We start from the raw sequence: 25,573 nt of genomic DNA on the forward strand, positions 1-25,573 counted from the left end.
CCGAGCAAGGATGCTTCGATGCCACCGTTCTTCTATGCACTCGCCTGTCTCGTATTCATGGTCCTTCCCGCGGTAGCCGCACCCTGTCCCGGCTGGCCCGCTGAACGGGCCCGGGCGGAGATTGCCACGCTGCAACAACAAATCGACACCTGGGATGACCGTTACCACCGCCTCGGCCAGTCGCTGGTGGCCGATGAGCTTTATGATCAATCCCGTACACAGCTGGGCCAATGGCGCCGCTGCTTCAATCTCGCGGCACCCGACGATCCCCTGCGCTCAGCGGGCGGAAAGGTACGTCACCCCGTCGTCCATACCGGCCTGGAAAAACTGAAGGACGCCGACGCCGTGGAGGCCTGGCTGCTTGCTCGAGAGGACGTCTGGGCGCAACCGAAAGTCGATGGCGTGGCGGTCTCCCTGGTTTACCGCAAGGGGCGCCTGCATCAAGCGATCAGCCGCGGCGATGGTGTCCTGGGGCATGACTGGACCGCGAGTGCGCACCAGATCGGCGCCATCGCGCAGCGACTGCGCCAGCCCGCGGATCTGGTCGTCCAGGGCGAGTTGTATTGGCGCCTGGACGCCCATGTCCAAGCCAGCCGCGGCAGCCTGAACGCCCGCGCAACCGTGGCGGGTTTGATGGCGCGCAACAATTTGACGGCGCAGGAGGCATCCTCCATTGGCCTGTTCGTCTGGGACTGGCCTGAAGGGCCCGGCACCCTGCCCGAGCGGATGGCCGCGCTGAACGCGCTGGGTTTCGCTGACACCCGCGACTACAACCAGCCTGTCCGGACGCTGAGGGATGCCGAGCGGTGGCGCAACCACTGGGGTATCGCACGCCGCTGCCCTTCGCCAGCGACGGGATCGTCCTGCGCCAGAGCCGCCGTCCACCCGCCGAACGCTGGCAGGCCAGGGCGCCGTTCTGGAGCGTGGCCTGGAAATACCCGTATGCCCAGGCCCTGGCCGAAGTGCGCAAGGTGCGCTTCAAGGTCGGGCGTACCGGGCGCATCACCCCCGTGCTGGAACTTGAACCGACCCTGCTGGACGACCGGCGGGTTCGCCGGGTCAGCGTCAGCTCTCTCAAGCGCTGGGAGGAAATGGACATCCGCCCCGGCGATCGGGTCGCCATCAGCCTGGCCGGGCTGACCATTCCACGACTCGATGAGGTGGTGCTGCGCAGCCTTGAGCGCCAGGACGTCAATGCCCCCGCGGCAAGCGATCACCACTTCTTGAGTTGCTGGCAAGCGACGCCCGGCTGTGAAAGCCAATTCCTCGCACGCCTGAACTGGCTCAGCGGCAAACACGGTCTCGCCCTGCCCCATGTCGGCCCCGGCACCTGGGAAAAGCTCCTGGCTGCCGGCAGGCTTCACGGATTATTGGATTGGTTGACCCTCGATGCCGCCGAGCTTGCTAACATTGACGGCTTCGGCGAGCGCAGCAGCGCCCGCTTGCTCGCCAGCTTCGACAGCGCCCGGCAACGCCCTTTCGGGCAATGGCTCAAGGCCTTGGGCCTGCCACCCATCGGTGAGGCTCGGCTGGAAGGGCCGTGGCAGGCGCTGGCCGAGCGCAGCACTGAACAATGGCAAGCCGAAGTCGGCATCGGACCGGGACGCGCCGCGCAATTGAGCGCCTTTTTTCGCGACCCGCAGGTGCTGGCCTTGAGTGACGTATTACGCTCCGCCGGGGTCGACGGTTTTTAATCCGCCCCCGTGCGGTTGAACCCCAGGGGCGAACATGCGTTCCAACAGCGCATCTGTACCGACCGCTCGCGATTTTTTACGGAGTTGCTATGAATTTCCTGTCCCCCGTTGCCCTGCTGGTCTTATGCAGCGCCATGGCCGCCCCTTTGCTGGCGGACGAGCAAACCCCGGAACTCACCGGCTGCGCGGCCAAGCGCCAGGGCATCATCAACCAGATCGAACTGGCCAAGTCCCGTGGCAACCAGGACCAGCAGGCAGGCCTGGAAACCGCATTGAGTGAAGTCACCACCCATTGCACCGATGCGTCCTTGCGCAAGGAACGTGAAAACAAGGTGCTCGATGCCAAGCACGAGGTCAGCCGGCGTCAGGCCGACCTGGAAAAGGCCATGAAGAAAGGCGATGCCGAACGGATCAACAAACGCAAGGACAAGCTGGCAACCTCCCGCAAGGAATTGCAGGAAGCGGTGGATGAGTTGGATAAGTGAACGTTGAAAAGATCGCAGGCTTCGCCAGCGATCTTTCAAGGCAAGTCAATAATCCCGAAACTCTTTATGACAGGCACTGCACGCATCTTCGACCTTCTGCACCGCCGGCCCCAGGTAACTGGCCCTGTACGGTTGGACTTTGCTGGCGATCACCAACTCACCGGTGGCCGCTTCAAGGTTGCGGGCCAGTTCCTGGAAGCGCGCCTGTTTTTGCCAGACGTCATCCCGGGCGCTGGTGTGATCTTGCTCGCGTACTTGGGGGAAGTGCTTCCACGGCTCATGGGACAATTGGTCCAGTTGCGCCGCGCCCTCGGCGAAACGCGCGCCGTCAAACGGGACTCGGCCGCGCAACATGCCACCCAGCTCTTCATTGGTCTTGAGCATCTGCTTGAAAATCGTCTTGCGCTGGCCCAGGGGAGAATTGGGATCGACGCCGCCACAAGCGGACAACATCAGGCAGACCAGCACGGCCATGGAAAATCGTTTTACAAACATCTTGGCCTCGGGGCAGGAAACGGCGGTTAGTATCCTCGGGTCATCGGTAAAGACCAATGGCCCTATCAACAATACGGGTTGTTCGAGCGCCTGACAGCGCCCGAATGGCTGCAAAGGAAATCTTCATGAACAGCCGCATCAAGCCCTGGCACAAAGGCCTGGCATTGACCCTACCGCTGATGGCACTGTTGGCCGATTGCAATCGCGGCGAAAAGATCGAAGAACCCCAGACCCACGCCCTCGCCACCTATGTCAGCGCCCCCTGGGAGGCGCTGCCGGCGGTGTCCGATACAGACCTGCTGGCCGGTTTCGGTTCCTGGCGCAGCGCGTGCACCCGGCTCAAGGCCGATGCGACCTGGGGCCCGACCTGTGCGGCAGCGGCCAATGTGCCGCAAACCCCACAGGACGTACGCAACTTCCTGAAACAGAACCTGGATGTCTATGGCCTGCGCTCGGGGGTAAACAGCCCCAACGGCCTGATTACCGGCTATTACGAGCCGGTCTATCCCGGCAGCCTCACCCAGACCACCACGGCGAATGTCCCGGTCTACGGTGTACCGGAGGACATGATCATCGTGTCGCTGGACAGCCTCTACCCTGAGCTCAAGGGCAAACGCCTGCGCGGCCGCCTCGAAGGCCGGGTGCTCAAACCGTACGACGACGCGGCCACCATCGAAACCAATGGCGTGAAGGCGCCGGTCATTGCCTGGCTGACCGACCCCATGAACCTGCAATTCCTGCAAATCCAGGGTTCGGGACGTATTCAATTGGCTGATGGCCGCCAACTGCGCATCGGTTATGCCGACCAGAACGGCCATCCTTACCGCCCCATCGGACGCTGGCTGGTCGAACAAGGCGAACTCAAGAAAGAAGACGTGACCATGGGCACCATCAGTGCCTGGGCCAAGGCCAACCCGAACCGCATACCCGAATTGCTCGGCAGCAATCCCAGCTACGTGTTCTTCAACCGCAACCCCGACAGCAACGAAGGCCCGCGAGGTTCGCTGAATGTACCGCTGACCGCCGGCTACAGCGTGGCGGTGGACCGCAAGGTGATTCCGCTGGGCAGCCTGTTGTGGTTATCCACCACTCGCCCCGACGGCAGCGCCTTGAACCGCCCCGTCGCCGCCCAGGACACTGGCGGTGCGATTACCGGCGAAGTGCGGGCGGACCTGTTCTGGGGCACGGGCGAGGCCGCAGGGCAGTTGGCCGGGGACATGAAGCAACAGGGACAGATCTGGATGCTCTGGCCCAAGGGCATGGCATTGCCGCAAGTGCCGCAAGTGGCGAATGCGGTGACCGCCAATCCTTGAGAGATGTGTTGATTGTCCCGGCCCCATCGCGAGCAAGCTCGCTCCCTCAGTTGATCTCCAGTGGACACATATCTTGTGTGCAGCTAGATCCAATGTGGGAGCGAGCTTGCTCGCGATAGGGCCTGTACAGACGCCGACGATTCAGCCGCCAGGCTCAAATCGAAACAAAGAAGAAACTCAAGACCAGCCCCACCCCCACGAACCATACCAGCGAACGCAGAATCGCCCAGTCCGCCAGATAGCAAATGATGTAGAGCAGACGGCTGGTGATGAACAGCACCGCCAGCACGTTGATGGTGACCAGTTCGGCGTTGCCGGCCAGGTGCGCGACGATCACGGCGGCGGCGAAAAACGGGCTGATTTCAAAGCTGTTCAGTTGCGCTGCGTAGGCACGCCGGGGAGCGCCTTCGAGTGAATCGAGAAAGTCCCGGGGATCGTGATTATCCTGCAACCGGTATTTCCCACCGGCCTTGGCGATCCCGATACACAGGTAAGGCAGGAGAAAAGCAATCAACACACACCACAGGGCAACCGTCATACCGCACTTCCTTTTTGAGTTTTATAGAGAATCGAGCGCCAAGCGCCGGTCAGGCTTTCATCACCAGCATGCCGATCAGCACCAGTGCGCAGGCTAAGAGCCGCGGCCGGCCAAAAGGTTCTTTCAGGTAGCGCATGCCGAACAGCACCACCAGGATCACGCTGATCTCCCGCAGCGCCGCCGCTTCGGCGATCGAACCCAGTTGCATGGCCCATAGCACCAGAGCGTAGCTGAACAATACGCAGAATCCGACCGCCAACCCCAGCCGCCACTGTTCGTGCCAGAACCGCATGAACGCCGCCCGCTTGCTCACCAACGCCAGCAAGGGGAAGGGCCAGGCACTGAGCAGCGTGACCCAGACCAGGTAATCCAGCGGATGGGACCAACGCCGCAGGGCGTGGCCGTCGATAAAGGTGTAGCAACCGATGCACAGGCCGATCAACGCCACCACCGGCAGCATCGACCAGGGCAGCCGGTCGCCGCCACCGCCCTGCCACAACAGGCAAAGCATGCCGAACGGGATCAGCAAAATACCGATGACCTGCTGGGTCGTCAGCGCTTCGCCAGCGAAAATAAACGTCAGGGCCAACACCACCAGCGGCGACAGGCCGCGCATCAGTGGATAGACCAACCCCAGGTCACCAACCCGATAAGCCTGGATCAGCAAATAACGGTACAACAGCTCGAACGCCGCCGAGGCCAGGATCCACGGCCAGATCTCCAACGGCGGCAATGCCACGAAACCCAGGGCCAACGCGACGAACAGCAGGGCGACGCTGTCCATGCACGCCACCACCAGCAAACGCTCGCCACTGAATTTGATCAGCGTATTCCACGCCGCATGCAACAGCGCCGCTACCAACACCAAGGCCGTCGCAAGCACGGCACGCTCCTTGTCTTGTCCCTCCGCCCGTAGGAGCTACCGAAGGCTGCGATCTTTTGATCTTTCACGCCAGACGCAATTGTCAGTGGAAAGATCGCAGCCTCGTTGTACTCGACAGCTCCTACGATCAGCGGGCTCATGAATTGATTCGCTATCGTTTATACTTCAAGCCGATCACGCCGCACTCAGTTGCGCATACCCCTAATTCCAATAATCTCGCGGTTGTCCCGTTCACTCGAATAGGGCGCCGGCATGCGTATGCCTGATCCGGGCGTCAAGACTACAGACAGAGACCCTGCGCATGCCACTCGCCTTGCTTGCTTTGGCCGTTGCCGCTTTTGGCATCGGCACGACTGAATTCGTCATCATGGGGCTGCTGCCCGATGTCGCCCGGGACCTGGCCGTGAGCATTCCCCAAGCCGGGCTGCTGATCACCGGCTACGCCCTGGGCGTGGTGTTTGGCGCGCCGATCCTGGCCATCGGCACCGCCAACATGCCGCGCAAGGCGACGCTGCTGGGCATGACGCTGATGTTCATCCTCGGCAATGTGCTCTGTGCCCTGGCGCCGAACTACACCACGCTGATGGCTGCCCGGGTCATTACTGCGCTGTGCCACGGAGCATTCTTTGGCATTGGTTCGGTGGTGGCCGCCGGGCTGGTGGCGCCGAATAAACGGGCCCAGGCGATTGCCATGATGTTCACCGGCCTGACCCTGGCCAACGTGCTGGGTGTCCCGTTGGGCACGGCCCTGGGTCAATACGCCGGCTGGCGTTCGACCTTCTGGGCGGTCTCGATCATCGGCGTGATCGCGGCCATTGCCCAATGGATCTGGCTGCCCAAGGACATTCCCATGGACAAAGCCAACCTGGCCAGCGAGTTCAAGGTCCTGGGCAAGGTCAACGTGTTGCTCGCCCTGGGCATGAGCGTACTGGCCTCCACCAGCCTGTTCAGCGTGTTCACCTACATCGCACCCATCCTGCAAGACATCACCGGCGTCAGCCCCCACGGCATCACCGTCATGCTGCTGTTGTTCGGCGTCGGCCTTACGGCGGGCAGCTTCCTCGGCGGACGCCTGGCCGACCGGCGCCTGCTGCCCTCGCTGGTGGGCATGGCCCTGGCCGTGGTGCTGGTATTGGCCGCGTTCAGCCAGACCAGCCGGTCGGTGATTCCGGCGGCGATCACCCTGGTGTTGTGGGGTATTTTCGCCTTTGCCCTGTGCCCGATCCTGCAACTGCTGATCATCGATCAGGCCCATGAAGCGCCGAACCTTGGCTCGACCCTGAACCAGAGCGCCTTCAACCTCGGCAACGCGGCTGGTGCTTGGATGGGTGGGTTGGTGGTGGCCAGTGGGGCTGACTTGGCGGACTTACCATGGACCGGGGCAGCTGTCGGCGGCCTGACGACGTTGACAGCGTTGTTCTATATCTACCGACAACGGCGCTTGGCGGCAGTCGCTGTTTAAGACCGCTTTCAGTCATCGCCTGAGCACCTGCGCTCAGGCTCCCATCTACTCCGCGTCGATGCGCTGCCTTGCCGCTTTGGCAGAATTATCCTTGGGCAGGCCTACTTCGCTGCGAATCTGCGCATGACTGATCAAGGCAAAGATAAAGCTCCCGCCAACAATATTGCCCGCCAACGTCGGCCCAGCGAACACCATCCAGAAGTCCTCCCACGACAACTGCCCGGCAAAGACCAGATACGACACTTCGGCCGAGCCGACGACAATGTGAGTGAAGTCCCCGAGCGCCATCAGATAGGTGATGAGAATGATGATCCACATCTTGGCGCTTTCCATGGAGGGAATCATCCAGACCATGGTGGCGATCATCCAGCCGGAAATGATGCCTTTGGCGAACATCTGGCCGGTGTCGTTCTCCATGACCTTGCGGCCGATTTCCAGGAAGGCCTGGTCGGTGCGCGGGTCGAAAATGGGCAGATGCAGCATCACGTAGGCCACCAGCAAAGTGCCGCACAGGTTGCCCACCAGTACCACCCCCCAAAGCCGCAACAACCGACCGAAGTTGCCCAGCGTGGGTTTGCTCATGATCGGTAGCACGGCGGTCAGGGTGTTTTCGGTGAACAGTTGCTGGCGGGCCAGAATCACCGCGAGAAAGCCGGCGCAGTAACCGAAACTGGCGATCACCTTGAAGCCCTCGTGATCCGGCAGCCGAGAGTTGAGCAAACCCATCGCCATCAGCGACAACCCCATGGTCAGCCCCGCCGCCAGGGCCGACCACCAGAGCGCGGCGATACTGCGCTCCAGCTCCAGATTGCCCTGGGTGCGGATGATTTCATGTAACACGGCCGCCCGCGGCGGCTGGTTACGGTCGACTTCGTGCTGCTCCTGAGCCGAAAGGTCTGGGGTCTTGCCGTCTTTATGAGTGTCCATGCAACTCCTGAACCCGTGGCGTGATATACCTACGACACGCGGCGCTCAGAGCTGTTCAGTGACACCCCAAACACAAGATGCGGGAACGAGCTTGCTCGCGGTAGCGGTGGGTCGGTTTGCATCGGTGTTGAATGTGCAATCGTCATCGCGAGCAAGCTCGCTCCCACAGGGGAGTTGACGGCAAACCTGAATCTGACCTCACCGCAGCCCCCTTGTGGGAGCGAGCTTGCTCGCGATGACAGCGCGCCGATCTCACTCGACGACATCATCCTTGAACTGATCCTTGACGTACTTGATCTCGGTCCGGCCATGGGGCGCGGGCAGGCCGTCTTCGCCGAGGTTGACGAAGACCATTTTCTCCACGGTCAGGATGCTCTTGCGGGTGATTTTGTTGCGCACCTCGCAGGTCAGGGTGATGGAGGTGCGGCCAAACTCGGTGGCGGTGATGCCCAGCTCGATGATGTCGCCCTGGCGCGAAGCGCTGACGAAATTGATTTCCGAGATGTACTTGGTGACCACGCGCTGGTTGCCCAGCTGGACAATGGCGTAGATCGCCGCCTCCTCGTCGATCCAGCGCAACAGGCTGCCGCCGAACAGCGTGCCGTTGGGGTTGAGGTCTTCGGGCTTGACCCATTTGCGGGTGTGGAAATTCATGTTCACTCCTGAGCGTCTGGCCGATGAATGCCTGCATCATGGCAGACCAGGCTGCCCGGCTCTACGTCGCGGCCCCTATGACGGTCATCGGCAATTTCGATTTGCCGACAGAAACCCTTTTGGAAGATCCGATTAGCCCGTTATAATCGCCCCCGCTTTACCCGGTCCACACGCTGGATCGTTCCCGCCACCTGTCCGAGGGGCGCTGCAGCAGGCTCGACCTGTCAGGCTCGGATGGGGCGTTGTTTGTACGGGCCTGCCCGCACGAACACTAAACGCACAACGGCGCCCATTCGCATACATTACGAATGGAGGCTCTTCATGAGCGCTGTTATCACGCCTGCAGCTTTTACCGATTACAAAGTCGCCGACATGTCCCTGGCTGCCTGGGGTCGTCGCGAAATCATCATCGCCGAATCCGAAATGCCAGCCCTGATGGGTCTGCGTCGCAAGTACTCTGGCGAACAGCCATTGAAGGGCGCAAAAATCCTCGGCTGCATCCACATGACCATTCAGACCGCCGTGCTGATCGAAACCCTGGTTGCCCTGGGTGCCGAAGTGCGCTGGTCGTCCTGCAACATCTTCTCGACCCAGGACCAGGCCGCTGCCGCCATTGCCGCCGCCGGTATCCCGGTATTCGCCTGGAAAGGCGAGACCGAGCAGGAGTACGAATGGTGCCTGGAGCAGACCATCCTCAAGGATGGCCAGCCATGGGACACCAACATGATCCTCGACGACGGCGGCGACCTGACCGAGCTGCTGCACAAGAAATACCCAGCCGTGCTGGACAAGGTCCACGGCGTGACCGAGGAAACCACCACCGGCGTACACCGCCTGTTGGACATGCTGGCCAAGGGCGAACTGAAAATCCCGGCCATCAACGTCAACGACTCGGTGACCAAGAGCAAGAACGACAACAAGTACGGCTGCCGTCACAGCCTCAACGACGCCATCAAGCGCGGCACCGACCACCTGTTGTCGGGCAAGCAGGCGCTGGTGATCGGCTACGGTGACGTGGGCAAGGGTTCTTCCCAGTCCCTGCGCCAGGAAGGCATGATCGTCAAGGTGTCCGAAGTCGACCCGATCTGCGCCATGCAGGCTTGCATGGACGGTTTCGAGCTGGTTTCGCCGTTCATCGACGGGATCAACGACGGCACCGAAGCCAGCATCGACAAGGCGCTGCTGGGCAAGATCGACCTGATCGTGACCACCACCGGCAACGTCAATGTCTGCGATGCCAACATGCTCAAGGCCCTGAAGAAGCGCGCCGTGGTCTGCAACATCGGTCACTTCGACAACGAAATCGACACCGCTTTCATGCGCAAGAACTGGGCATGGGAAGAAGTGAAGCCACAGGTCCACAAGGTGCACCGCACCGGCACCGGCAGCTTCGACCCACAGAACGACGACTACCTGATCCTGCTGGCCGAAGGCCGTCTGGTTAACCTGGGCAACGCCACCGGTCACCCAAGCCGCATCATGGACGGTTCGTTCGCCAACCAGGTCCTGGCCCAGATCTTCCTGTTCGGCCAGAAATACGCCGACCTGTCGCCGGCCCAGAAAGCCGAGCGCCTGACCGTGGAAGTACTGCCCAAGAAACTCGACGAAGAAGTGGCCCTGGAAATGGTCCGCGGTTTCGGCGGCGTGGTCACCAAGTTGACCAAGCAACAGGCTGACTACATTGGCGTCACCGTCGAAGGCCCGTTCAAGCCGCACGCTTACCGCTACTGATCGGCGCGGCTCCCCCTGGGGAGCCGGCTCTTTGTGGGAGCGAGCTTGCTCGCGATGCAGACACCTCGGCCCACTGCCGGACCGAGGCGATGGCAATCGCGAGCAAGCTCGCTCCCACATAAGCCTGAGTGCCTCACCGGCCTACGAGTTTCCAAGGATATGACCATGTCCCAAGACCGTCGCTACAGCTTCGAGTTCTTCCCGACGAAGACCGATGCTGGGCATGAAAAACTGATCGCCACTGCCCGCCAGTTGGCCAGCTACAACCCCGACTTCTTCTCCTGCACCTATGGCGCCGGCGGTTCGACCCGTGATCGCACCCTGAACACCGTGTTGCAGCTCGAAAGCGAAGTCAAAATTCCCGCGGCCCCTCACTTGTCCTGCGTCGGTGACAGCAAGGACGACCTGCGCGGCCTGTTGACCCAGTACAAGGCCGCCGGCATCAAGCGCATCGTTGCCCTGCGTGGCGACCTGCCGTCGGGCATGGGCATGGCCAGCGGTGAGCTGCGCCACGCCAACGAACTGGTGAGCTTCATCCGTGAGGAAACCGGCGAACACTTCCACGTCGAAGTGGCTGCGTATCCGGAAATGCACCCGCAAGCGCGCAACTTCGAAGACGATCTTCGCAATTTCGTACGCAAAGCCAATGCTGGCGCCAACAGTGCCATCACCCAGTATTTCTTCAACGCCGACAGTTATTTCTACTTCGTCGAACGTATCCGCACGCTCGGCGTCGACATTCCTGTCGTGCCAGGGATCATGCCGATCACCAACTACAGCAAGCTGGCGCGCTTCTCCGACGCATGCGGTGCAGAAATCCCACGCTGGATCCGCAAACAACTGGAAGCCTATGGCGATGACTCCTCAAGCATCCAAAGCTTCGGCGAGGAAGTCATCACACAAATGTGTGAGCGTTTGTTGCAGGGCGGCGCACCGGGGCTGCATTTCTATACCCTTAACCAGGCCGAGCCCAGCCTCGCGATATGGAACAACCTCAAGCTGCCGCGCTGATTGACTTAATGCGGTGGTACAAAGAGGCCTTGGCGAAAACCAAGGCCTTTTTTTATACACAGACATCTGGAGGATCGCAGTAGATGCCCAATGGTCACAGGCTAACGACCCCACAACTCATTTATCTGGTCTACGGGGCCGAAACCTATCACCAGGAAGCGTTGTTCAGCATCGCCAGCGCGTTGGCCGGTCTGCGCAAGACACCGGACGAAGCCTTGGATATCCAGGTGTTCACCGACAATCCCGCACCGTACGCCGGGCTGCCGGTGCGTTTGCGCCCGTTGGACAATGAAACCCGCCAGGCCTGGATCGAACCCCACGGGTATCACTTCCGTGCCAAGCACGTGGTGATGCAGAAAGTGCTCGAAGAAGCCGAAGTGGCGCTGCTGATCGACACCGACACTTTTTTCCATTGCTCCCCCCTCGAACTGTTTCGCCGCGTCCAGCCTGGCACGTTGCTGTGCAATGCCTTCGGCCTGACGTATGGCGCCAACAAGGACGCCGGGCTTTACCTGACACTGGCCGACACACTGCGCCAGCGGCAACTGGCGGACGACGACATGCCCTTGTTGAACTCCGGGGTCATTGGTCTCAACTGTGTCGATGCGTCAGTCCTGGATCGCTCGATCGCCCTGATGGATGAGCTGTATCCACTGGCGAAGGGTGCCTACACGCTGGAAGAGTTCTGCCTTTCGGTAGCGGCCTATCGCTCGGTGCGGGTGCGCGAGTGTCCGGACCTGATCCACCACTACTGGAGCCGCAAGCAGCTGTTCCGCGCCAAGACCAAAGCCTGGCTCGACAAACACGGTGCCGCACCGACTTGCCACCAAGCCCTGGATGAAACCAGCCAAGTCACCGCCACCCTGCCTCGGCCGCCGGCCTTCCAACGCCTGGCCTATAAGTTCATCACCCTGGGGCTGCCCAGCCATAAACGCCAGTTCATGCGCGAGATCCTCTATGGCTGCTACCGCCATACCAACGAGTTCGACCAGGCCTGCGCCCCGGTCTGGTGGGAAAAAGCCCTGGAGAACGTCGAACATCGTCTGGAAAAATCCCTGCAGGACCATGAACTCAAACGCTGGCTCGATCATCCGCTGATTCGTCTCGTGCTGGGTGAACGCCGCGAAGCCATCTATGCGCATCTGATGCAGGCAAAAGGCAACTAGTGGCCTGCGTGGTTAGTTCGTCAGTTCAAATTCGCAGAAGTTGACTCACTAACCAAACAGGCCACCAGGGCACAGGCCAGAGCGCTCTAGCTATTTGATGAGCTCTCGTCGTAACCTCAGGCCCATGCCCGTCATTGCCCAGCTGCTGACCACCCTTCTTCTCTTGTGCCTGAGCGTGACCGCCCAGGCCGAAAAGTTGCGCATTGTCACCGAACCCTGGGCGCCTTATGTCTACGAAGAGAACGGCAAGATGCTCGGCCTGGATTACGAAACCACGGCCATTGTGTTCAAGCGCCTGGGCATTGATGTGGAATGGCAGTTCCTGCCCTGGAAGCGGTGCCTGGCGATGCTGGAACAAGGGTTGGCGGACGGAGCGCTGGACATTTTCCACAGCGATGAGCGCGATGCCCTGTTGCTTTACCCCAGCGAACCGCTGTCGGACGTGGAATTCGTGATGTTCTACGCCAACGCCCGCCCCCATCCGTTTCGCACGCTCGACGACCTGGGCGGCCTGACCGTTGGCACCTCGCCCGGTTACCTGTACAGCCAGGCCTTCAGCGAGTCGACCCTGTTCAAACGTGAAGCGGCGCCCACCCACGAAGCCAACTTCGGCAAGTTGCAACTGGGTCGGATCGACCTGCTCATCACCGACCGCAGGGTCGGCCGACATGTACTCGAACAAATGCAGTTGGGCGATCAGATCACCGAAAACCCGGTGGTGGTGAGCCGTCAAAGCCAATACCTGGCGGTGCGGCGCAATGCCGGGATGGATTTGCTGGTGCAGCGCTTCAATGCCGAACTCAAGCGTTTCAAGCGCGAACCAGCCTATGCCGAACTGAGCGCCCGCTACGGCGCAGGCACTCTGACCAAGGCCACCTCGCCCAGCCGGGCCAGCGCTGAAATGAACCGTTGAGCAGCAGGAAAGCGGCGCGGGGCGTTTGCTCTGTTATACTCCGGCCTTCCCGCCAGGCTCACGCCCGGACGCCCGGTCTTGCAAAAGGCATCCCGACACCGCTACAGCGCAGCCTACAGCCCGCGCGAGCCTTGTCCGGACCCGCCTTCGAGGCCCGGCAGGACCGGACGGGATGACGTCTTTTGGTTGAACGTCATTCGCGCCCGGCAAGACTATCCCATTGGGCCAGGCCCTCACTAAAACAGGATTACTCATGTCCTTTGCTTCCCTCGGTCTCTCCGAGGCTTTAGTCGGCGCCATCGAAGCCGCCGGCTATACCCAGCCTACCCCGGTGCAACAGCGGGCCATTCCCGCCGTGTTGCAAGGTCGCGACCTGATGGTCGCGGCGCAGACAGGTACTGGTAAAACCGGTGGTTTCGCCCTTCCGATCCTGGAGCGGTTGTTTCCCAACGGTCACCCAGACAAATCCCAGCGTCATGGCCCGCGCCAACCGCGCGTACTGGTCCTGACCCCCACCCGCGAACTGGCGGCCCAGGTACACGAGAGCTTCAAGGTCTACGCTCGCGACCTGAAGTTCGTCAGCGCCTGCATTTTTGGCGGCGTCGGCATGAACCCCCAGGTCCAGGCCATGTCCCGTGGCGTCGATGTACTGGTGGCCTGCCCCGGTCGCCTGCTGGACCTGGCCGGCCAGGGCAGCGTCGATTTGTCCCACGTTGAAATCCTCGTGCTGGACGAAGCCGACCGCATGCTCGACATGGGCTTCGTCCATGACGTGAAGAAAGTCCTCGCCCGCCTGCCCGCCAAGCGCCAGAACCTGCTGTTTTCGGCGACGTTCTCCAAGGACATCACCGACCTGGCCGGCAAGCTGCTGCACAACCCGGAGCGCATCGAAGTCACGCCGCCGAACACCACGGTCGAGCGTATCGAGCAGCGTGTGTTCCGCCTGGCGGCCAGCCACAAGCGTGCCCTGTTGGCGCACCTGATTACCGCCGGCGCCTGGGAACAGGTCCTGGTCTTCACCCGTACCAAGCACGGCGCCAACCGCCTGGCCGAGTACCTGGACAAGCACGGCCTGCCAGCCGTGGCGATCCACGGCAACAAGAGCCAGAACGCCCGCACCAAGGCCCTGGCCGACTTCAAGGCCGGCGAAGTGCGCATCCTCGTGGCCACCGACATCGCGGCCCGTGGCCTGGACATCGACCAGTTGCCCCACGTGGTCAACTTCGAGCTGCCGAACGTGGATGAAGATTACGTTCACCGTATCGGCCGTACCGGCCGGGCCGGTCGTTCGGGCGAAGCGATCTCGCTGGTCGCGCCGGACGAAGAAAAGCTGCTCAAAAGCATCGAGCGCATGACCAAGCAGAAAATTGCCGACGGCGACCTGATGGGCTTCGATGCCAGTACCATCGAAGCCGAGAAGCCTGAAGTACGCGAACGTCCGGATGTGCGTAATCCGCGCAATGCCCGTGGCCCACGCGGCGACGGCCCGAACGGCGGCGGTGGCGGCGGCGGTCGCAAAGACAAAGGCAAGGACAAGGGCAAGGAAAAATCGGCCAGCAACAGCAATGGCCGTGGCGAACGCCCTGCCCGCGAGCAGAAGCCCCGCGAAGGCACCCCAGCCCGTGAGCAGCAGCGCCCGGCTCCGCGCGCCGCAGCCGATCGTGCCCCGGACGAGTTCCTGGATGACGATGTCGATAACTTCGGTAACCGCGTCGACTACGTGCCGCAGCAGAAACCGGCACAGGGCCGCGGTCGCCGTCCGGGTGCCCCGGCACAGGGCGCAGGTGCAGGCGCTCCGCGCAGTGGCCAGCCACAAGGTCGTCAGAACGGTCCGCGCAACAGCAACGGCTCGTCTACCGGCACACCACCGGCCAAGCGCAGCGGCCCACGCAACGGCGCCCCGCGTGACGGTCAGGCCCGCCGCGACGACACCCGCCCGCGCCGCCCGGCCCGTGACGACCAGCCTCGCCAGGAACCCGCCGTGCAGGCCCCGCGTGGCAACCAGCCAAAGATCATGCACAAGGAGTCAAAAGCCGACCGCTTCCCGACACCTGAACAGCTGGATCAACTGCCAAGCCGTCCACGGGGCGAGAAACCGGCATTGCTGACGCGCAATCGCTGAGTTTTTCCAAGCCGTGAAAAAGCCCCGGGTCTCGCGACCCGGGGCTTTTTTTGGCCCGACACATTCCATGTGTTCCATGTGGGAGCGAGCTTGCTCGCGATAGCGGTGTATCAGCCAACATCAATGTGACAGAACTGCCGTCATCGCGAGCAAGCTCGCTCCCACAGACTCTTCTGTATCGTTTTTTTGTCAGGCGCGAAGGTTACTTCGCTTTGACACCTTCAAACGAGACGTACAGTTCGACCGCGTCGGAGGTTGGACCCAGGTCTTTCTGCTTGCCGAAGTCCGAACGCTTGATGCTGGTGGTGCCTTCGAAACCAGCACGGTAGCCGCCCCACGGGTCCTTGCCTTCACCCAGGAAGGTAGCCTTGACCACGACGGGCTTGGTCACGCCCAGCAGGGTCAGGTCACCGGTCACATCGGCGGTTTCCTTGCCATCAGCGTTCTTGCCAGTAGGCTTGACGCTGGTGGAAACGAAGGTGGCCTTGCCGAATTTGCTGGCGTTCAGGAAGTCAGCGCTGGCGATGTGCTTGTCGCGCTCGGCGTGGTTGGTAAACACACTGGCGGTATTCACGTTGAACTCGATCTTGCTGGCTTCAGGCTTGGCGGCGTCAAAGCTGAACTTGCCGTCGATGTCCTTGAAGGTACCGGTGATGTAGCTATAGCCCAGGTGGCTGATCTTGAAGTCGACGAAGGCGTGCTGGCCTTCCTTGTCGACGACGTAGTCGGCAGCCATGGCCTGGCCGGCAGACAGCAGGGCAGAACCGATTGCCAGGGCGGCGAGCGTCTTTTTCAACATGCTTTCTATTCCTTTGGAGTCGAGGTTGAACATCAGGCTTGGCGCCCCAGCATGCGCTTGAGGGTCGCGTCACGGTCGATAAAGTGGTGTTTCAGTGCTGCCAACGCATGAAGGCCGGAAAAAATGACCAGCGCCCATGCCAGGTAGAAGTGGATCTCACCGGCGACGTCTGCCTGATCGGGCAGTCCGGACACCAGCGCGGGTACTTCAAACAGGCCAAACACCGGTATCCCGACACCGTCTGCGGTGGAAATCAGGTAACCGGCAATCATCACGGCAAACAACCCGAGATACAGTGCGCTATGGCCAAGCTTGGCGCCGACGCGGGTCAGGCGGCCATAGGTTGGCAGGGTCGGCGGTGGCGGGCTGACAAACCGCCAGACCACCCGCAGCAACATGACCGCCAGCAGCACCAGGCCAATGCTCTTGTGCAGGTCCGGCGCGTCTTTGCGCCAGGTGCTGTAGTAATCCAGGCCGACCATCCACAGACCCAGGGCGAACAACCCGTACACCACCAGCGCAACGCCCCAGTGCACAGCGATACTGACCCAGCCATAGCGAGAAGAAGAGTTGCGAAGCTGCATTGCTCATATCCTGTAAAAACTGCGATCAAGACTAGCGAGTTATCTATCGATTTAAAGCGGAAATTTTCGCTTTGAAATATCGAGAAATACGATCATCAGTCTGGAGGGGGTGGGTTAAGGAAAGATTAAAGGGGAAACGGTGGTGATGGCGAGGGGTACAGGCAGCCGTTGGGTGCCTGCAAGGACCTCATCGCCAGCAGGCTCGCTCCAACAGAAGACGGCGTCGGAATCGTCACCATCGCCCAACTATTTTTTCCATACAATATATATGTATCGCCATTTCCGCTTCTCCTCTTGATCAAATGGGCGTTCAACAACTATTGAACGAGGTGAAGCACGGCTGTTCCTTACACCCCATTTCGAGCCAACGGCTCGCCGCTACTTCCGCCCAATCAAACAATGGCGCCGGGGCAGTTTCTTCAGTCCCCAAACGGAAAGTTTCGACTGATATTGCAGGCTGATGGGAATTTGGTTATCAAGGACGGCGGTACTGTCGTCTGGATTGCAGACAGCAATCAACGTTATAGTGCAACCTTGTATCCAAAGAGAATGCGAGAGCCCCTGCAATTTGTAATCGCTAATAGTGGCTTTCTTTATGATCCATCCAGAAGACGCTTATGGATTGCTGAAAGTAGCCATAGCAGGGACAAGTCGCTTTGGTACAACGCTTGTATGGTCATTCAGGATGACGGCAACCTGGTCATCCATGACAGGCGAACGGGAAAGCTATGCTGGGCTCGCTTTGGCTTCGTCCCGGGACGTATGTCCAAGCCAAAGCGGGTCAAAATTTTATTTGAGGACTTTGAAATTAAAACTTGGTCGTTTTCACTGCCGCCTCTCTAGAGTCACTTATTGACGCACTCAGGCCTGTAAGGATCCATGTCGCATCTATAAACTAATTGAGGATCGTGCTTTTTCAGCACCATACGACCATCAGCAGTGCAACCACTGATACCGAATACTGCCAATAGCATTAAAGCTGCCATCAACTTCATATTAACTCCAGCTTTTACGAGGTGAAAATTGTGAATAATTAGTTTACCGAGCACTCAGCCTCATATGGATCGATGGAGCATTTGTGTGCTGACTGCGGATCTCTTTTTGGAATCATTGGAATTTTCAAAGGATCCCGGCATTCGCCATACACACATCCTTACATCGAAGCCAATACGACCACTGCCATTAGTATTTTCATACGCGCTTCTGTTTTTTGGAGGAGCCTAGACTTATGGTTTGGTAAGCGCTATCGCCTGCTTCCGGTTAAAGGGTGGGAAGTTTCCGATATATCGCCGAGGCGTGTAGGACGTCACGCTTATCAAGCGGCGCCGATACGCTCGATGCGGGATAAAAAATGCGGCCCTTGGGCCCATGTGGTTCATTTGAGAAAAATAATGGAGCTGTGGCGAGGGAGCTTGCTCCCGCTCGGCTGCGAAGCAGTCGTAAACCGGCGGGTGCGATGTATCTGATGCTCCGCATTTGGCAGGTTTTGGGGCCGCTTCGCGGCCCAGCGGGAGCAAGCTCCCTCGCCACAATGATTCAGACAAGCCTTAAGTGAACAGTGCTAGACCCTTGAGCCGCGCTTTTCACCAGGACGACTACTGAACCTTGGTTTCAGTAGTCGTCGCCGGCTTGGCCGCTGGCTTCTTCGCCGGTTCAGTCTTTTTCACCGGCGCCTTGGCCGGGGCTTTTTTCGCCGGGGCCTTGGCTGCCGGCTTCTTCGGCGTGGCTTTTGCTGCTGCCTTTTTGGTCGGTTCGGCTTTTACCGGGGCCGCAGCCTTCGGCGCTTCTACCGGCGCAGGTGCCGGGGTTGGCGCAGGCGTCGGTGCTGGCGCTACCGGCTCGGGTGCCTTGACCGGCTCCGGCTTCTTGTCGTCATCCGAACCGCCGAACAGGTTGCTGAAGAAGTTCCCCTTCTTCGCAGCCACCGCACCGGCAGCTGCCGCAGTGGCAGCCGGTGCCACCTTGGCCGGCTCGAACGACTTGCCGGCCGCCAGGTCTTCAACCTGGCTGGCCGCCCGCTCGCCGCTGCGCAACGCGCCTTCCAGGGTGCCCGGATACAGGGTATCGGTGTGTTCGCCGGCAAAGGCTACACGCTGCAACGGTTTTTCCCACAGGCGCCAGTACTTGCTGATCTGGCCCGGGCCAAAGGCCAGGTACGCGCCGCCCGTGGACGGGTCGGTGCTGTAGCGGCGGATTTCATAGCCGGTGAACGCGCCACGGGCCTGTGGATAAAACGCGTGCAGGCGGATCAGCACCTGGTCGACCATCTGTTTGTCGCCGAAGGCCTGCATCACCCGGGCGTTGTCGCCGGACAGGTTGATGACCACGTTGGCGCCGCCCTTCATGGCCGGCTCGATCCACATCATGCCCAGTCCGGCGTTGCTGTAGATTTCGCCCGACATGCGTGCCTTGCTGTCCCAGACGGGGGTCTTGAACTTGAGCATGATCTGGTCGCGCCAACCGTAGTTGGTGCCCTTGATCGCGCCTTGATGCTGGGCGTCCAGGGCCGGGGTCAACTGGATCTTGTTCAGTGCCCGCAACGGCACCGCCAGCACCACGTAGTCAGCCTGGTAACCCACGCTGCCGACCTTGACGGTCACGCCGTCCTTGTCCTGGGAGATGGCCGACACCGGCGAGTTGGTCTTGATGGTTTTCAGTTGCTTGACGAACGCCTGGGCCAGTACCGGACTGCCGCCCAACAGGCGCGAGGCTCGCAGGTCGCGGTCGGAAACACCACGATAGACGCGGTTCTGCTGAGCGAAATACAGCAGCGACAAGCGCGACGGCTCGTCATAACGGGTGCGAATCTCCTGGTTCACCAACTGACGCGCCGTGGCCGGCAGTTGTAGACGATCGAGCCAGTTGGAGACGGTGATCTGGTCCAGGGCGTGCAACGTGTTATTGGCCGCCGGGTTCTGCGGGTCTTCGATGGAGCGCGCCAGGTCGTCCAGGGTGGTTTCGTAGCGCTTGAGGGCTTCGGCGGTGGCCGGCTGCTTGGTCGCCAGGTCGGCGGCGGTGAAGTAGGTGCCGTCGATCAGGTAGCTGGGGGTACGCACGAATTCCGGGGCCGGCGTGGTGCTCAGCTTGAAGGTCGAGACGTACTTGTTCAGCACCGGCTGCGTCTTCTCATTGCCGATCCACTCGCTGGTGGCCATACCCGAGCGACCGCCCAGGTCCGGCTTGGCTTCCAGCAGCGTCACGGCCCAGCCTTTGTTCTGCAGCTCATAGGCCGCGGTGAGCCCCGCCAGGCCGCCGCCGATGACGATGGCCGTCGGTTGTTTGTCCTTGGCCAGCGCCGAAACGCTGAACAGCCCTATCATCACCAGCGCACAGGCGCGCAGCCAACCAGCAGACATTCAACGAACTCCGGATTAAACGTAGGAAATTTCAGCTTTCGAGCCAGGCGGCTCTCGGTTTTTCGAGCCAGTCGGCTCAGGGAACGGCGAAGAATACGACAGCCATCAAAGCGCCGCCAGCGGCGTCTATCGCCTCGCCCAAAGTAGCGCCAACGACACAATGGGTTGTCCCCAGGGCCGCCATTGCATAGGCTTGCGCGATTGTTTTGCCCGCGCCCGCCGCGAGCCGCCTCGAGGAGACTGTAAATGGGCCTGAATAACCAGTGGATGCAACGCGACCTCGCGGTGCTGTGGCATCCCTGCACCCAGATGAAAGATCACGAACAGCTGCCGCTGATCCCCATCAAGCGCGGTGAAGGCGTGTGGCTGGAAGATTTCGAAGGCAAGCGCTACCTCGATGCCGTCAGTTCCTGGTGGGTCAACGTGTTCGGCCACGCCAACCCGCGCATCAACCAGCGCATCAAGGACCAGGTCGATCAGTTGGAGCATGTGATCCTGGCCGGCTTCAGCCATCAGCCCGTGATCGAACTCTCCGAGCGCCTGGTGAAGATGACGCCCGAGGGCCTGACCCGATGCTTCTATGCCGATAACGGCTCGTCCTGCATCGAAGTGGCGATGAAGATGAGCTTCCACTACTGGATCAATCGCGGCCGGCCGGACAAGAAGCGCTTCGTCACCCTGAGCAACAGCTACCACGGCGAAACCATCGCGGCGATGTCAGTGGGCGATGTGCCGTTGTTCACTGAAACCTATAAAGCGTTGCTGCTGGACACGATCAAGGTGCCAAGCCCCGACTGCTACCACCGCCCCGAAGGCATGGGCTGGGAAGAACATTCGCGCAACCTGTTCGCCGCCATGGAGCAGACCCTGGCCGAGCACCACGACACGGTGGCGGCAGTGATCGTCGAGCCGCTGATCCAGGGTGCCGGTGGCATGCGCATGTACCACCCGGTGTACCTGAAGTTATTGCGCGAGGCGTGCGACCGCTATGGCGTGCACCTGATCCATGACGAAATCGCCGTCGGCTTTGGCCGCACCGGGACGATGTTCGCCTGTGAACAGGCCGGCATCACGCCGGACTTCCTCTGTCTGTCCAAGGCCCTGACCGGCGGCTACCTGCCTCTGGCGGCGTGCGTGACCACCGACGAGGTCTACAGCGCGTTTTACGACGACTACCCGACCCTGCGGGCCTTCCTGCATTCCCACAGCTACACGGGCAACCCACTGGCCTGCGCGGCGGCCCTGGCGACGCTGGATATCTTCGAAGAAGACAACGTCATCGAAAACAACCAGGCCCTGGCCCAGCGCATGGCGAGCGCCACCGCGCACCTGGCTGACCATCCGAACGTGGCCGAAGTGCGCCAGACCGGCATGGTGCTGGCCATCGAGATGGTCAAGGACAAAGCCAGCAAAACCGCGTATCCGTGGCAGGAACGGCGTGGCCTGGCGGTGTTCCAGCATGCCCTGGAGCGCGGTGCATTGTTGCGGCCGTTGGGTAGCGTGGTGTACTTCCTACCGCCGTATGTCATCACCCCCGAGCAGATCGACTTCCTCGCCGAAGTAGCCAGTGAAGGCATCGACATCGCCACCCGGGACAAGGTCAGTGTGGCGGTGCCGAAGGACTTTCACCCAGGCTATCGCGATCCGGGCTGAACCTCGGTCTTCTTGTTGGAACACTATTGTGGCGAGGGGATTTATCCCCGTTGGGCTGCGCAGCAGCCCTAAAACCGGACACCCGGGTGTTTCAGGCAAATCGCGTTGGATGTTTTGGGGGCTGCTTCGCGGCCCAGCGGGGATAAATCCCCTCGCCACAGGTGCCGGGAGCATCCATAGCACCGTTAACTTTTTCAGAGATTCGAAATGAGACTGTCCCGCTTCTTCATCGACGCCCCCCTGAGCCTCGGCGACCACGAACTGCCCGAAGCCCAGGCCCATTACATCGGCCGGGTGCTGCGCATGGCCGAGGGCGATGCGGTGCAGGTGTTCGATGGCTCCGGCCAAGAGTTTCGCGGCACGTTGGCCGAAGTCGGCAAAAAGCGCGTGCGGGTGCAGTTGGACGAGCAGTTCGCTGGACAACTTGAATCGCCGTTGCGTATCCACCTCGGCCAGGGTCTGTCCCGGGGCGAGCGCATGGATTGGGCGATCCAGAAAGCCACGGAGCTGGGGGTCAGCGAGATCACGCCGATATTCAGTGACCGCTGCGAAGTGCGCCTCAAGGACGAACGCGCCGACAAGCGCCTGCTGCACTGGCGCCAAGTGGCGATCAGCGCTTGCGAGCAGTGCGGGCGCTCGACCGTGCCGGTGATCCATCCGCCGCTGCTGCTGACTGACTGGTTGAAGCAGGCCGAGGCCGAACTGAAGCTGGTGCTGCACCCGGTGGCCGAGCCGCTGGTCAGTCATGAAAAACCGTCGACCCTGGCCTTCCTGATCGGTCCCGAAGGCGGGCTGTCGGATGCCGAGGTCGAGCAGGCCAAGGCCGCCGGCTACCAGGCCGCCCGCCTCGGCCCCCGCGTGCTGCGCACCGAAACCGCGCCAGTGGTGGCCCTGGCCGTGGCACAGCAGTTGTGGGGGGATTTCTGAAGTCAGATACCCCCTGTGGGAGCGAGCTTGCTCGCGATGGCGGTGGGCCAGTCAACATCGATGCTGACTGATCCGACGCTATCGCGAGCAAGCTCGCTCCCACATTGAATCCAGGTTGCTCAGGGGTTAGAGCACATAAAACAGAATCGCCACGAAGTGCAGCAGGCTGCCGGCGATCACGAACAGGTGCCAGATGCCGTGGGCGTGGCGCAACCGATGATCGAGGGCGAAAAAGATGATACCGACGGTGTACAACACGCCGCCCGAGGCCAGCCAGGCAAATCCGGTGCTGCCCAGGGCCGCCAACAACGGTTTGACCGCCACCAGCACGATCCAGCCCATCACGGCGTAGATCACGATCGACAGGATCCGCGCTTCGGAACGCGGCTTGATTTCCTGCAAGATACCAATCACGGCCAGCCCCCAGACGATCCCGAACAACGTCCAGCCCCACGGCCCGCGCAGGGTCACCAGGCAGAACGGGGTATAGCTGCCGGCGATCAACAGGTAGATCGAAAAGTGATCGACCTTCTGCATGATTTCTTTTTTGCGCCCGCGCACGCTGTGATAAACCGTCGAAGCGCTGTACAGCACCAACAAGGTGAACCCGTAGATCGCCACGCTGACGATCTTCCACGGATCGCCCGCCATCCCGGCGATCACCAGCAACCACACTGCGCCGATAAACGCCGCCACCGCCCCCACCAGGTGCGTCCAGGCGTTGAGTCGTTCCCCGTGATACATCCAATCCCCCTCACATTCCGAAACAGACGCCAAGGCTCAGGCTTGGCGCTGCAAAGTGCAATGGTTTGCTTCCAACCTGCCAACACTCAAGAGTGGTGCCGTCTCTGTGGCGAGGGAGCTTGCTCCCGCTGAGTGGCGCAGCCGCCCCCAGAATTTTGTGAGCGCTGCGCACTCAAGCGGGAGCAAGCTCCCTCGCCACTGGTTGAGTGTGCCTTCATTAGATATGCATGGCAGCTAAATCCCCACGCTACAAAGACCGATTGGGGCACAATCGAGCGATACGAATAAGAGTCCGCCCCATGCTGATCGACGAAGAATTGACCCTGAAGAAACTGGAGGTGTTCCTGGCCTTCATGCGCACCGGCAACCTGGCGCGGGCGGCCGCGGAATTGCAGACCAGCAACGTCAGTGTGCACCGGGCCATTCACTCGCTGGAAAGCGCCCTGCGCTGTCCACTGTTCAAGCACGAAGGCCGCAACCTCACACCGCTGGAAAGCGCTTACGTGTTGGAAGAGCGGGCGCAGAAGCTGATCCAGGACGTGGTCGACAGCGTGCGCCTGACCCGTGAGGCCGCCGGGTTCTCCGCCGAGCGCTTCAAGCTCGGCTCGCTGTATTCGTTGACGGTCATGACCGTGCCGCAGTTGATCATGGGCCTGAAGATCCGCCGCAGCGAACTCAATATCGACCTGATCATGGGCTCCAATATCGACTTGCTGTACAAACTCAAGAACATGGAAGTCGATGCGATCCTGGTGTCCCTGGACGACAGCATCAACGACCCGGATTGCGAGCATATCGAGCTGTTTTCCGATGACATCTTCCTCGCCACGCCAGCCGACTCACCCTTTGCCCAGCGCAGCGAAGTCGACCTGGCCGAGGTGCGCGACGAGACATTCATCACCCTGACCCAAGGCTTCGCCACCCACCAGGACGGGATTCGGGTGTTCAAGCAGGCGGGGTTCGAGCCGAAGGTGGCGATGCAGGTCAACGACATCTTCACCCTGCTGAGCATGGTCAGCTCCGGGGTGGGCTATGCCTTGCTGCCGGGCCGGATCGCGGCGGTGTATGAAAACCGGGTGAAACTGATCCCGTTGCAGGAAAAGTACCGGTTGCAGCAGCACATCGGCGTGGTGTTCCTCAAGGCCAAGGAGCGGGATCCGAACCTGCTGGCGTTGTTGGCCGAGTGCCGGATGTATGCCAATCGCCAGGCATGAAATCGCTCCGCCCCCATCGCGAGCAAGCTCGCTCCCACAAGGTGCGTGGTATACCCAGCATCCAGGTTCACCCCGATCCATTGTGGGAGCGAGCTTGCTCGCGATAGCGTCGGCCCGCTCAGAGCCGATCTGGAGACTTAACCGACAATCCCGCGAACAATGAAGTACAACAACGAAGGCCCCAGCAAACACCCCAGCCCGGTATGGAAGGTCGCCGTCAACGCGCCATACGGCACCAGCCGCCGGTCCGTCGCGGCCAGGCCCGCCGTCACGCCACTCACCGTCCCGGCCAAGCCACCGAATACCATGGCCGAGCGAGGGTTATCCAGGCCCATCCAGCGGGCCGCCATGGGGGTGCCAACCATCACGATGATCGCCTTGATCAAGCCGGTGGCAATCGACAACGCCATCACATCGGACGTGGCGCCAATCGCGGCCCCGGTCACGGGCCCGACGATGTAGGTCACCGCACCCGCGCCGATGGTGGTCATGCTCACCGCGTCGCGATAACCGAACAGCCAGGCAATGCTCGCGCCGACGATGAACGGCAAGATCGTGCCCAGCAGCAACGCGATGACGCCAATCATCCCGGCCTTCTTCGCCTCGGTGGCCTGCACTTCGAAGGCCGTGGCAACGATGGCGAAGTCACGCAACATGGCGCCGCCCATCAAGCCGATACCCGAAAACAGCGACAGGTCCGCCAGGCCTTTTTGCCCGCCGGTCATGGTTCCTCCGACCCAGGCCAGCACCAGGCCGATGACGATGGCGATCGCCGAACCGTGGACCCGGCCATACGTCAGGCGCTTGGACAGCACCACTGACACCCACATGATCACGCCCACGAACGCGAACGCCGTGATCAGACCGTTATGCTCCAAGCCTTTCTCGATGAGATCCCACAT

20 protein-coding genes, 2 pseudogenes and 1 riboswitch are annotated in these 25,573 nt (G+C 61.1%); of the genes and pseudogenes, 12 read left to right on the forward strand and 10 right to left on the reverse strand.

The genetic code is table 11. The annotated features are described in order from the left end of the window. Positions 1–18 precede the first annotated feature (18 nt). Both ligB and AB7M32_RS02565 read left to right on the forward strand, forming a co-directional pair. Positions 19–1,694, forward strand: a pseudogene (gene ligB / locus AB7M32_RS02560) (NAD-dependent DNA ligase LigB). A gap of 89 nt (positions 1,695–1,783) precedes the next feature. Further along, positions 1,784–2,179: a DUF1090 domain-containing protein gene (locus AB7M32_RS02565; protein ID WP_060740242.1), complete on the forward strand. Its 396-nt coding sequence runs from the start codon at positions 1,784–1,786 to the stop codon at positions 2,177–2,179. Between the two features lie 45 nt (positions 2,180–2,224). Here AB7M32_RS02565 and AB7M32_RS02570 read toward each other — a convergent pair whose 3' ends face one another. Further along, positions 2,225–2,674: a c-type cytochrome gene (locus AB7M32_RS02570; RefSeq protein WP_454249000.1), complete on the reverse strand. Its 450-nt coding sequence runs from the start codon at positions 2,672–2,674 to the stop codon at positions 2,225–2,227. A 125-nt stretch (positions 2,675–2,799) separates the two neighbouring features. Here AB7M32_RS02570 and mltA point away from each other — a divergent pair, with 125 nt between their 5' ends. After that, positions 2,800–3,987 (forward strand): murein transglycosylase A, encoded by a 1,188-nt coding sequence (gene mltA / locus AB7M32_RS02575; protein WP_454249001.1) that lies wholly within the window; start codon positions 2,800–2,802, stop codon positions 3,985–3,987. 154 nt (positions 3,988–4,141) lie between these two features. Here mltA and AB7M32_RS02580 read toward each other — a convergent pair whose 3' ends face one another. Together AB7M32_RS02580 and AB7M32_RS02585 are read right to left on the reverse strand one after the other, a co-directional pair. Next, positions 4,142–4,525 carry an MAPEG family protein gene (locus tag AB7M32_RS02580; RefSeq protein ID WP_072405872.1) on the reverse strand — a complete coding sequence of 128 codons (384 nt, stop codon included), beginning with the start codon at positions 4,523–4,525 and terminating at the stop codon, positions 4,142–4,144. Positions 4,526–4,574: 49 nt separating this feature from the next. Then, on the reverse strand, positions 4,575–5,408 hold the full coding sequence (locus AB7M32_RS02585) for an EamA family transporter (RefSeq protein WP_158455214.1): 834 nt from the start codon (positions 5,406–5,408) through the stop codon (positions 4,575–4,577). Positions 5,409–5,709: 301 nt separating this feature from the next. On the opposite strand from AB7M32_RS02585, the gene AB7M32_RS02590 reads away from it, so the two are divergent. Beyond that, positions 5,710–6,870 (forward strand): MFS transporter, encoded by a 1,161-nt coding sequence (locus AB7M32_RS02590; protein ID WP_454249002.1) that lies wholly within the window; start codon positions 5,710–5,712, stop codon positions 6,868–6,870. A gap of 45 nt (positions 6,871–6,915) precedes the next feature. Here AB7M32_RS02590 and AB7M32_RS02595 read toward each other — a convergent pair whose 3' ends face one another. Together AB7M32_RS02595 and AB7M32_RS02600 are read right to left on the reverse strand one after the other, a co-directional pair. After that, complete coding sequence (locus AB7M32_RS02595) at positions 6,916–7,797, reverse strand: formate/nitrite transporter family protein (protein WP_072405875.1); 882 nt, start codon at positions 7,795–7,797, stop codon at positions 6,916–6,918. A gap of 252 nt (positions 7,798–8,049) precedes the next feature. Then, positions 8,050–8,451: an acyl-CoA thioesterase gene (locus AB7M32_RS02600; RefSeq protein WP_072346269.1), complete on the reverse strand. Its 402-nt coding sequence runs from the start codon at positions 8,449–8,451 to the stop codon at positions 8,050–8,052. Positions 8,452–8,642: 191 nt separating this feature from the next. Then, positions 8,643–8,749, forward strand: a riboswitch (S-adenosyl-L-homocysteine riboswitch). A 23-nt stretch (positions 8,750–8,772) separates the two neighbouring features. Between AB7M32_RS02600 and ahcY the strand changes: the two genes are divergently transcribed. From ahcY to AB7M32_RS02625, 5 genes and pseudogenes are all read left to right on the forward strand, one after another. Next, on the forward strand, positions 8,773–10,182 hold the full coding sequence (gene ahcY, locus AB7M32_RS02605; protein WP_454249003.1) for an adenosylhomocysteinase: 1,410 nt from the start codon (positions 8,773–8,775) through the stop codon (positions 10,180–10,182). A 165-nt stretch (positions 10,183–10,347) separates the two neighbouring features. Next, the gene (gene metF, locus AB7M32_RS02610) at positions 10,348–11,193 is read left to right on the forward strand and encodes a methylenetetrahydrofolate reductase [NAD(P)H] (RefSeq protein WP_454249004.1); all 846 of its coding nucleotides are present in this window, start codon (positions 10,348–10,350) and stop codon (positions 11,191–11,193) included. Positions 11,194–11,276: 83 nt separating this feature from the next. Next, positions 11,277–12,359, forward strand: coding sequence for a hypothetical protein (locus tag AB7M32_RS02615; RefSeq protein WP_454249005.1), 1,083 nt, complete (start codon positions 11,277–11,279; stop codon positions 12,357–12,359). A 124-nt stretch (positions 12,360–12,483) separates the two neighbouring features. Beyond that, positions 12,484–13,291, forward strand: a pseudogene (locus AB7M32_RS02620) (substrate-binding periplasmic protein); the annotation flags it as partial. Between the two features lie 234 nt (positions 13,292–13,525). Next, positions 13,526–15,394 carry a DEAD/DEAH box helicase gene (locus AB7M32_RS02625; RefSeq protein ID WP_072405880.1) on the forward strand — a complete coding sequence of 623 codons (1,869 nt, stop codon included), beginning with the start codon at positions 13,526–13,528 and terminating at the stop codon, positions 15,392–15,394. 202 nt (positions 15,395–15,596) lie between these two features. On the opposite strand, the gene AB7M32_RS02630 is transcribed toward AB7M32_RS02625, so the two are convergent. The 3 genes from AB7M32_RS02630 to AB7M32_RS02640 all read right to left on the reverse strand — a co-directional run bounded on the left by AB7M32_RS02630 (position 15,597) and on the right by AB7M32_RS02640 (position 20,133). Continuing rightward, positions 15,597–16,193 carry a YceI family protein gene (locus tag AB7M32_RS02630; protein ID WP_072405881.1) on the reverse strand — a complete coding sequence of 199 codons (597 nt, stop codon included), beginning with the start codon at positions 16,191–16,193 and terminating at the stop codon, positions 15,597–15,599. A 32-nt stretch (positions 16,194–16,225) separates the two neighbouring features. Beyond that, positions 16,226–16,777: a cytochrome b gene (locus AB7M32_RS02635; protein ID WP_072405882.1), complete on the reverse strand. Its 552-nt coding sequence runs from the start codon at positions 16,775–16,777 to the stop codon at positions 16,226–16,228. 1,595 nt (positions 16,778–18,372) lie between these two features. Next, the gene (locus tag AB7M32_RS02640) at positions 18,373–20,133 is read right to left on the reverse strand and encodes a flavin monoamine oxidase family protein (protein WP_454249006.1); all 1,761 of its coding nucleotides are present in this window, start codon (positions 20,131–20,133) and stop codon (positions 18,373–18,375) included. A 246-nt stretch (positions 20,134–20,379) separates the two neighbouring features. Between AB7M32_RS02640 and AB7M32_RS02645 the strand changes: the two genes are divergently transcribed. Both AB7M32_RS02645 and AB7M32_RS02650 read left to right on the forward strand, forming a co-directional pair. Continuing rightward, a complete protein-coding gene (locus AB7M32_RS02645; RefSeq protein WP_092177031.1) occupies positions 20,380–21,786 on the forward strand; it encodes an adenosylmethionine--8-amino-7-oxononanoate transaminase in 1,407 nt (468 codons plus the stop codon). 207 nt (positions 21,787–21,993) lie between these two features. After that, positions 21,994–22,713 carry a 16S rRNA (uracil(1498)-N(3))-methyltransferase gene (locus tag AB7M32_RS02650; protein ID WP_454249007.1) on the forward strand — a complete coding sequence of 240 codons (720 nt, stop codon included), beginning with the start codon at positions 21,994–21,996 and terminating at the stop codon, positions 22,711–22,713. A gap of 126 nt (positions 22,714–22,839) precedes the next feature. Here AB7M32_RS02650 and trhA read toward each other — a convergent pair whose 3' ends face one another. Beyond that, a complete protein-coding gene (trhA, locus tag AB7M32_RS02655) occupies positions 22,840–23,457 on the reverse strand; it encodes a PAQR family membrane homeostasis protein TrhA (protein WP_060740225.1) in 618 nt (205 codons plus the stop codon). A 299-nt stretch (positions 23,458–23,756) separates the two neighbouring features. Here trhA and AB7M32_RS02660 point away from each other — a divergent pair, with 299 nt between their 5' ends. Beyond that, complete coding sequence (locus AB7M32_RS02660) at positions 23,757–24,671, forward strand: LysR family transcriptional regulator (RefSeq protein ID WP_454249008.1); 915 nt, start codon at positions 23,757–23,759, stop codon at positions 24,669–24,671. A gap of 137 nt (positions 24,672–24,808) precedes the next feature. Here AB7M32_RS02660 and madM read toward each other — a convergent pair whose 3' ends face one another. Then, positions 24,809–25,573 carry a malonate transporter subunit MadM gene (madM, locus tag AB7M32_RS02665; protein WP_454249009.1) on the reverse strand — a complete coding sequence of 255 codons (765 nt, stop codon included), beginning with the start codon at positions 25,571–25,573 and terminating at the stop codon, positions 24,809–24,811.

The sequence above is a fragment of the Pseudomonas sp. R151218B TE3479 genome, from assembly GCF_053629195.1.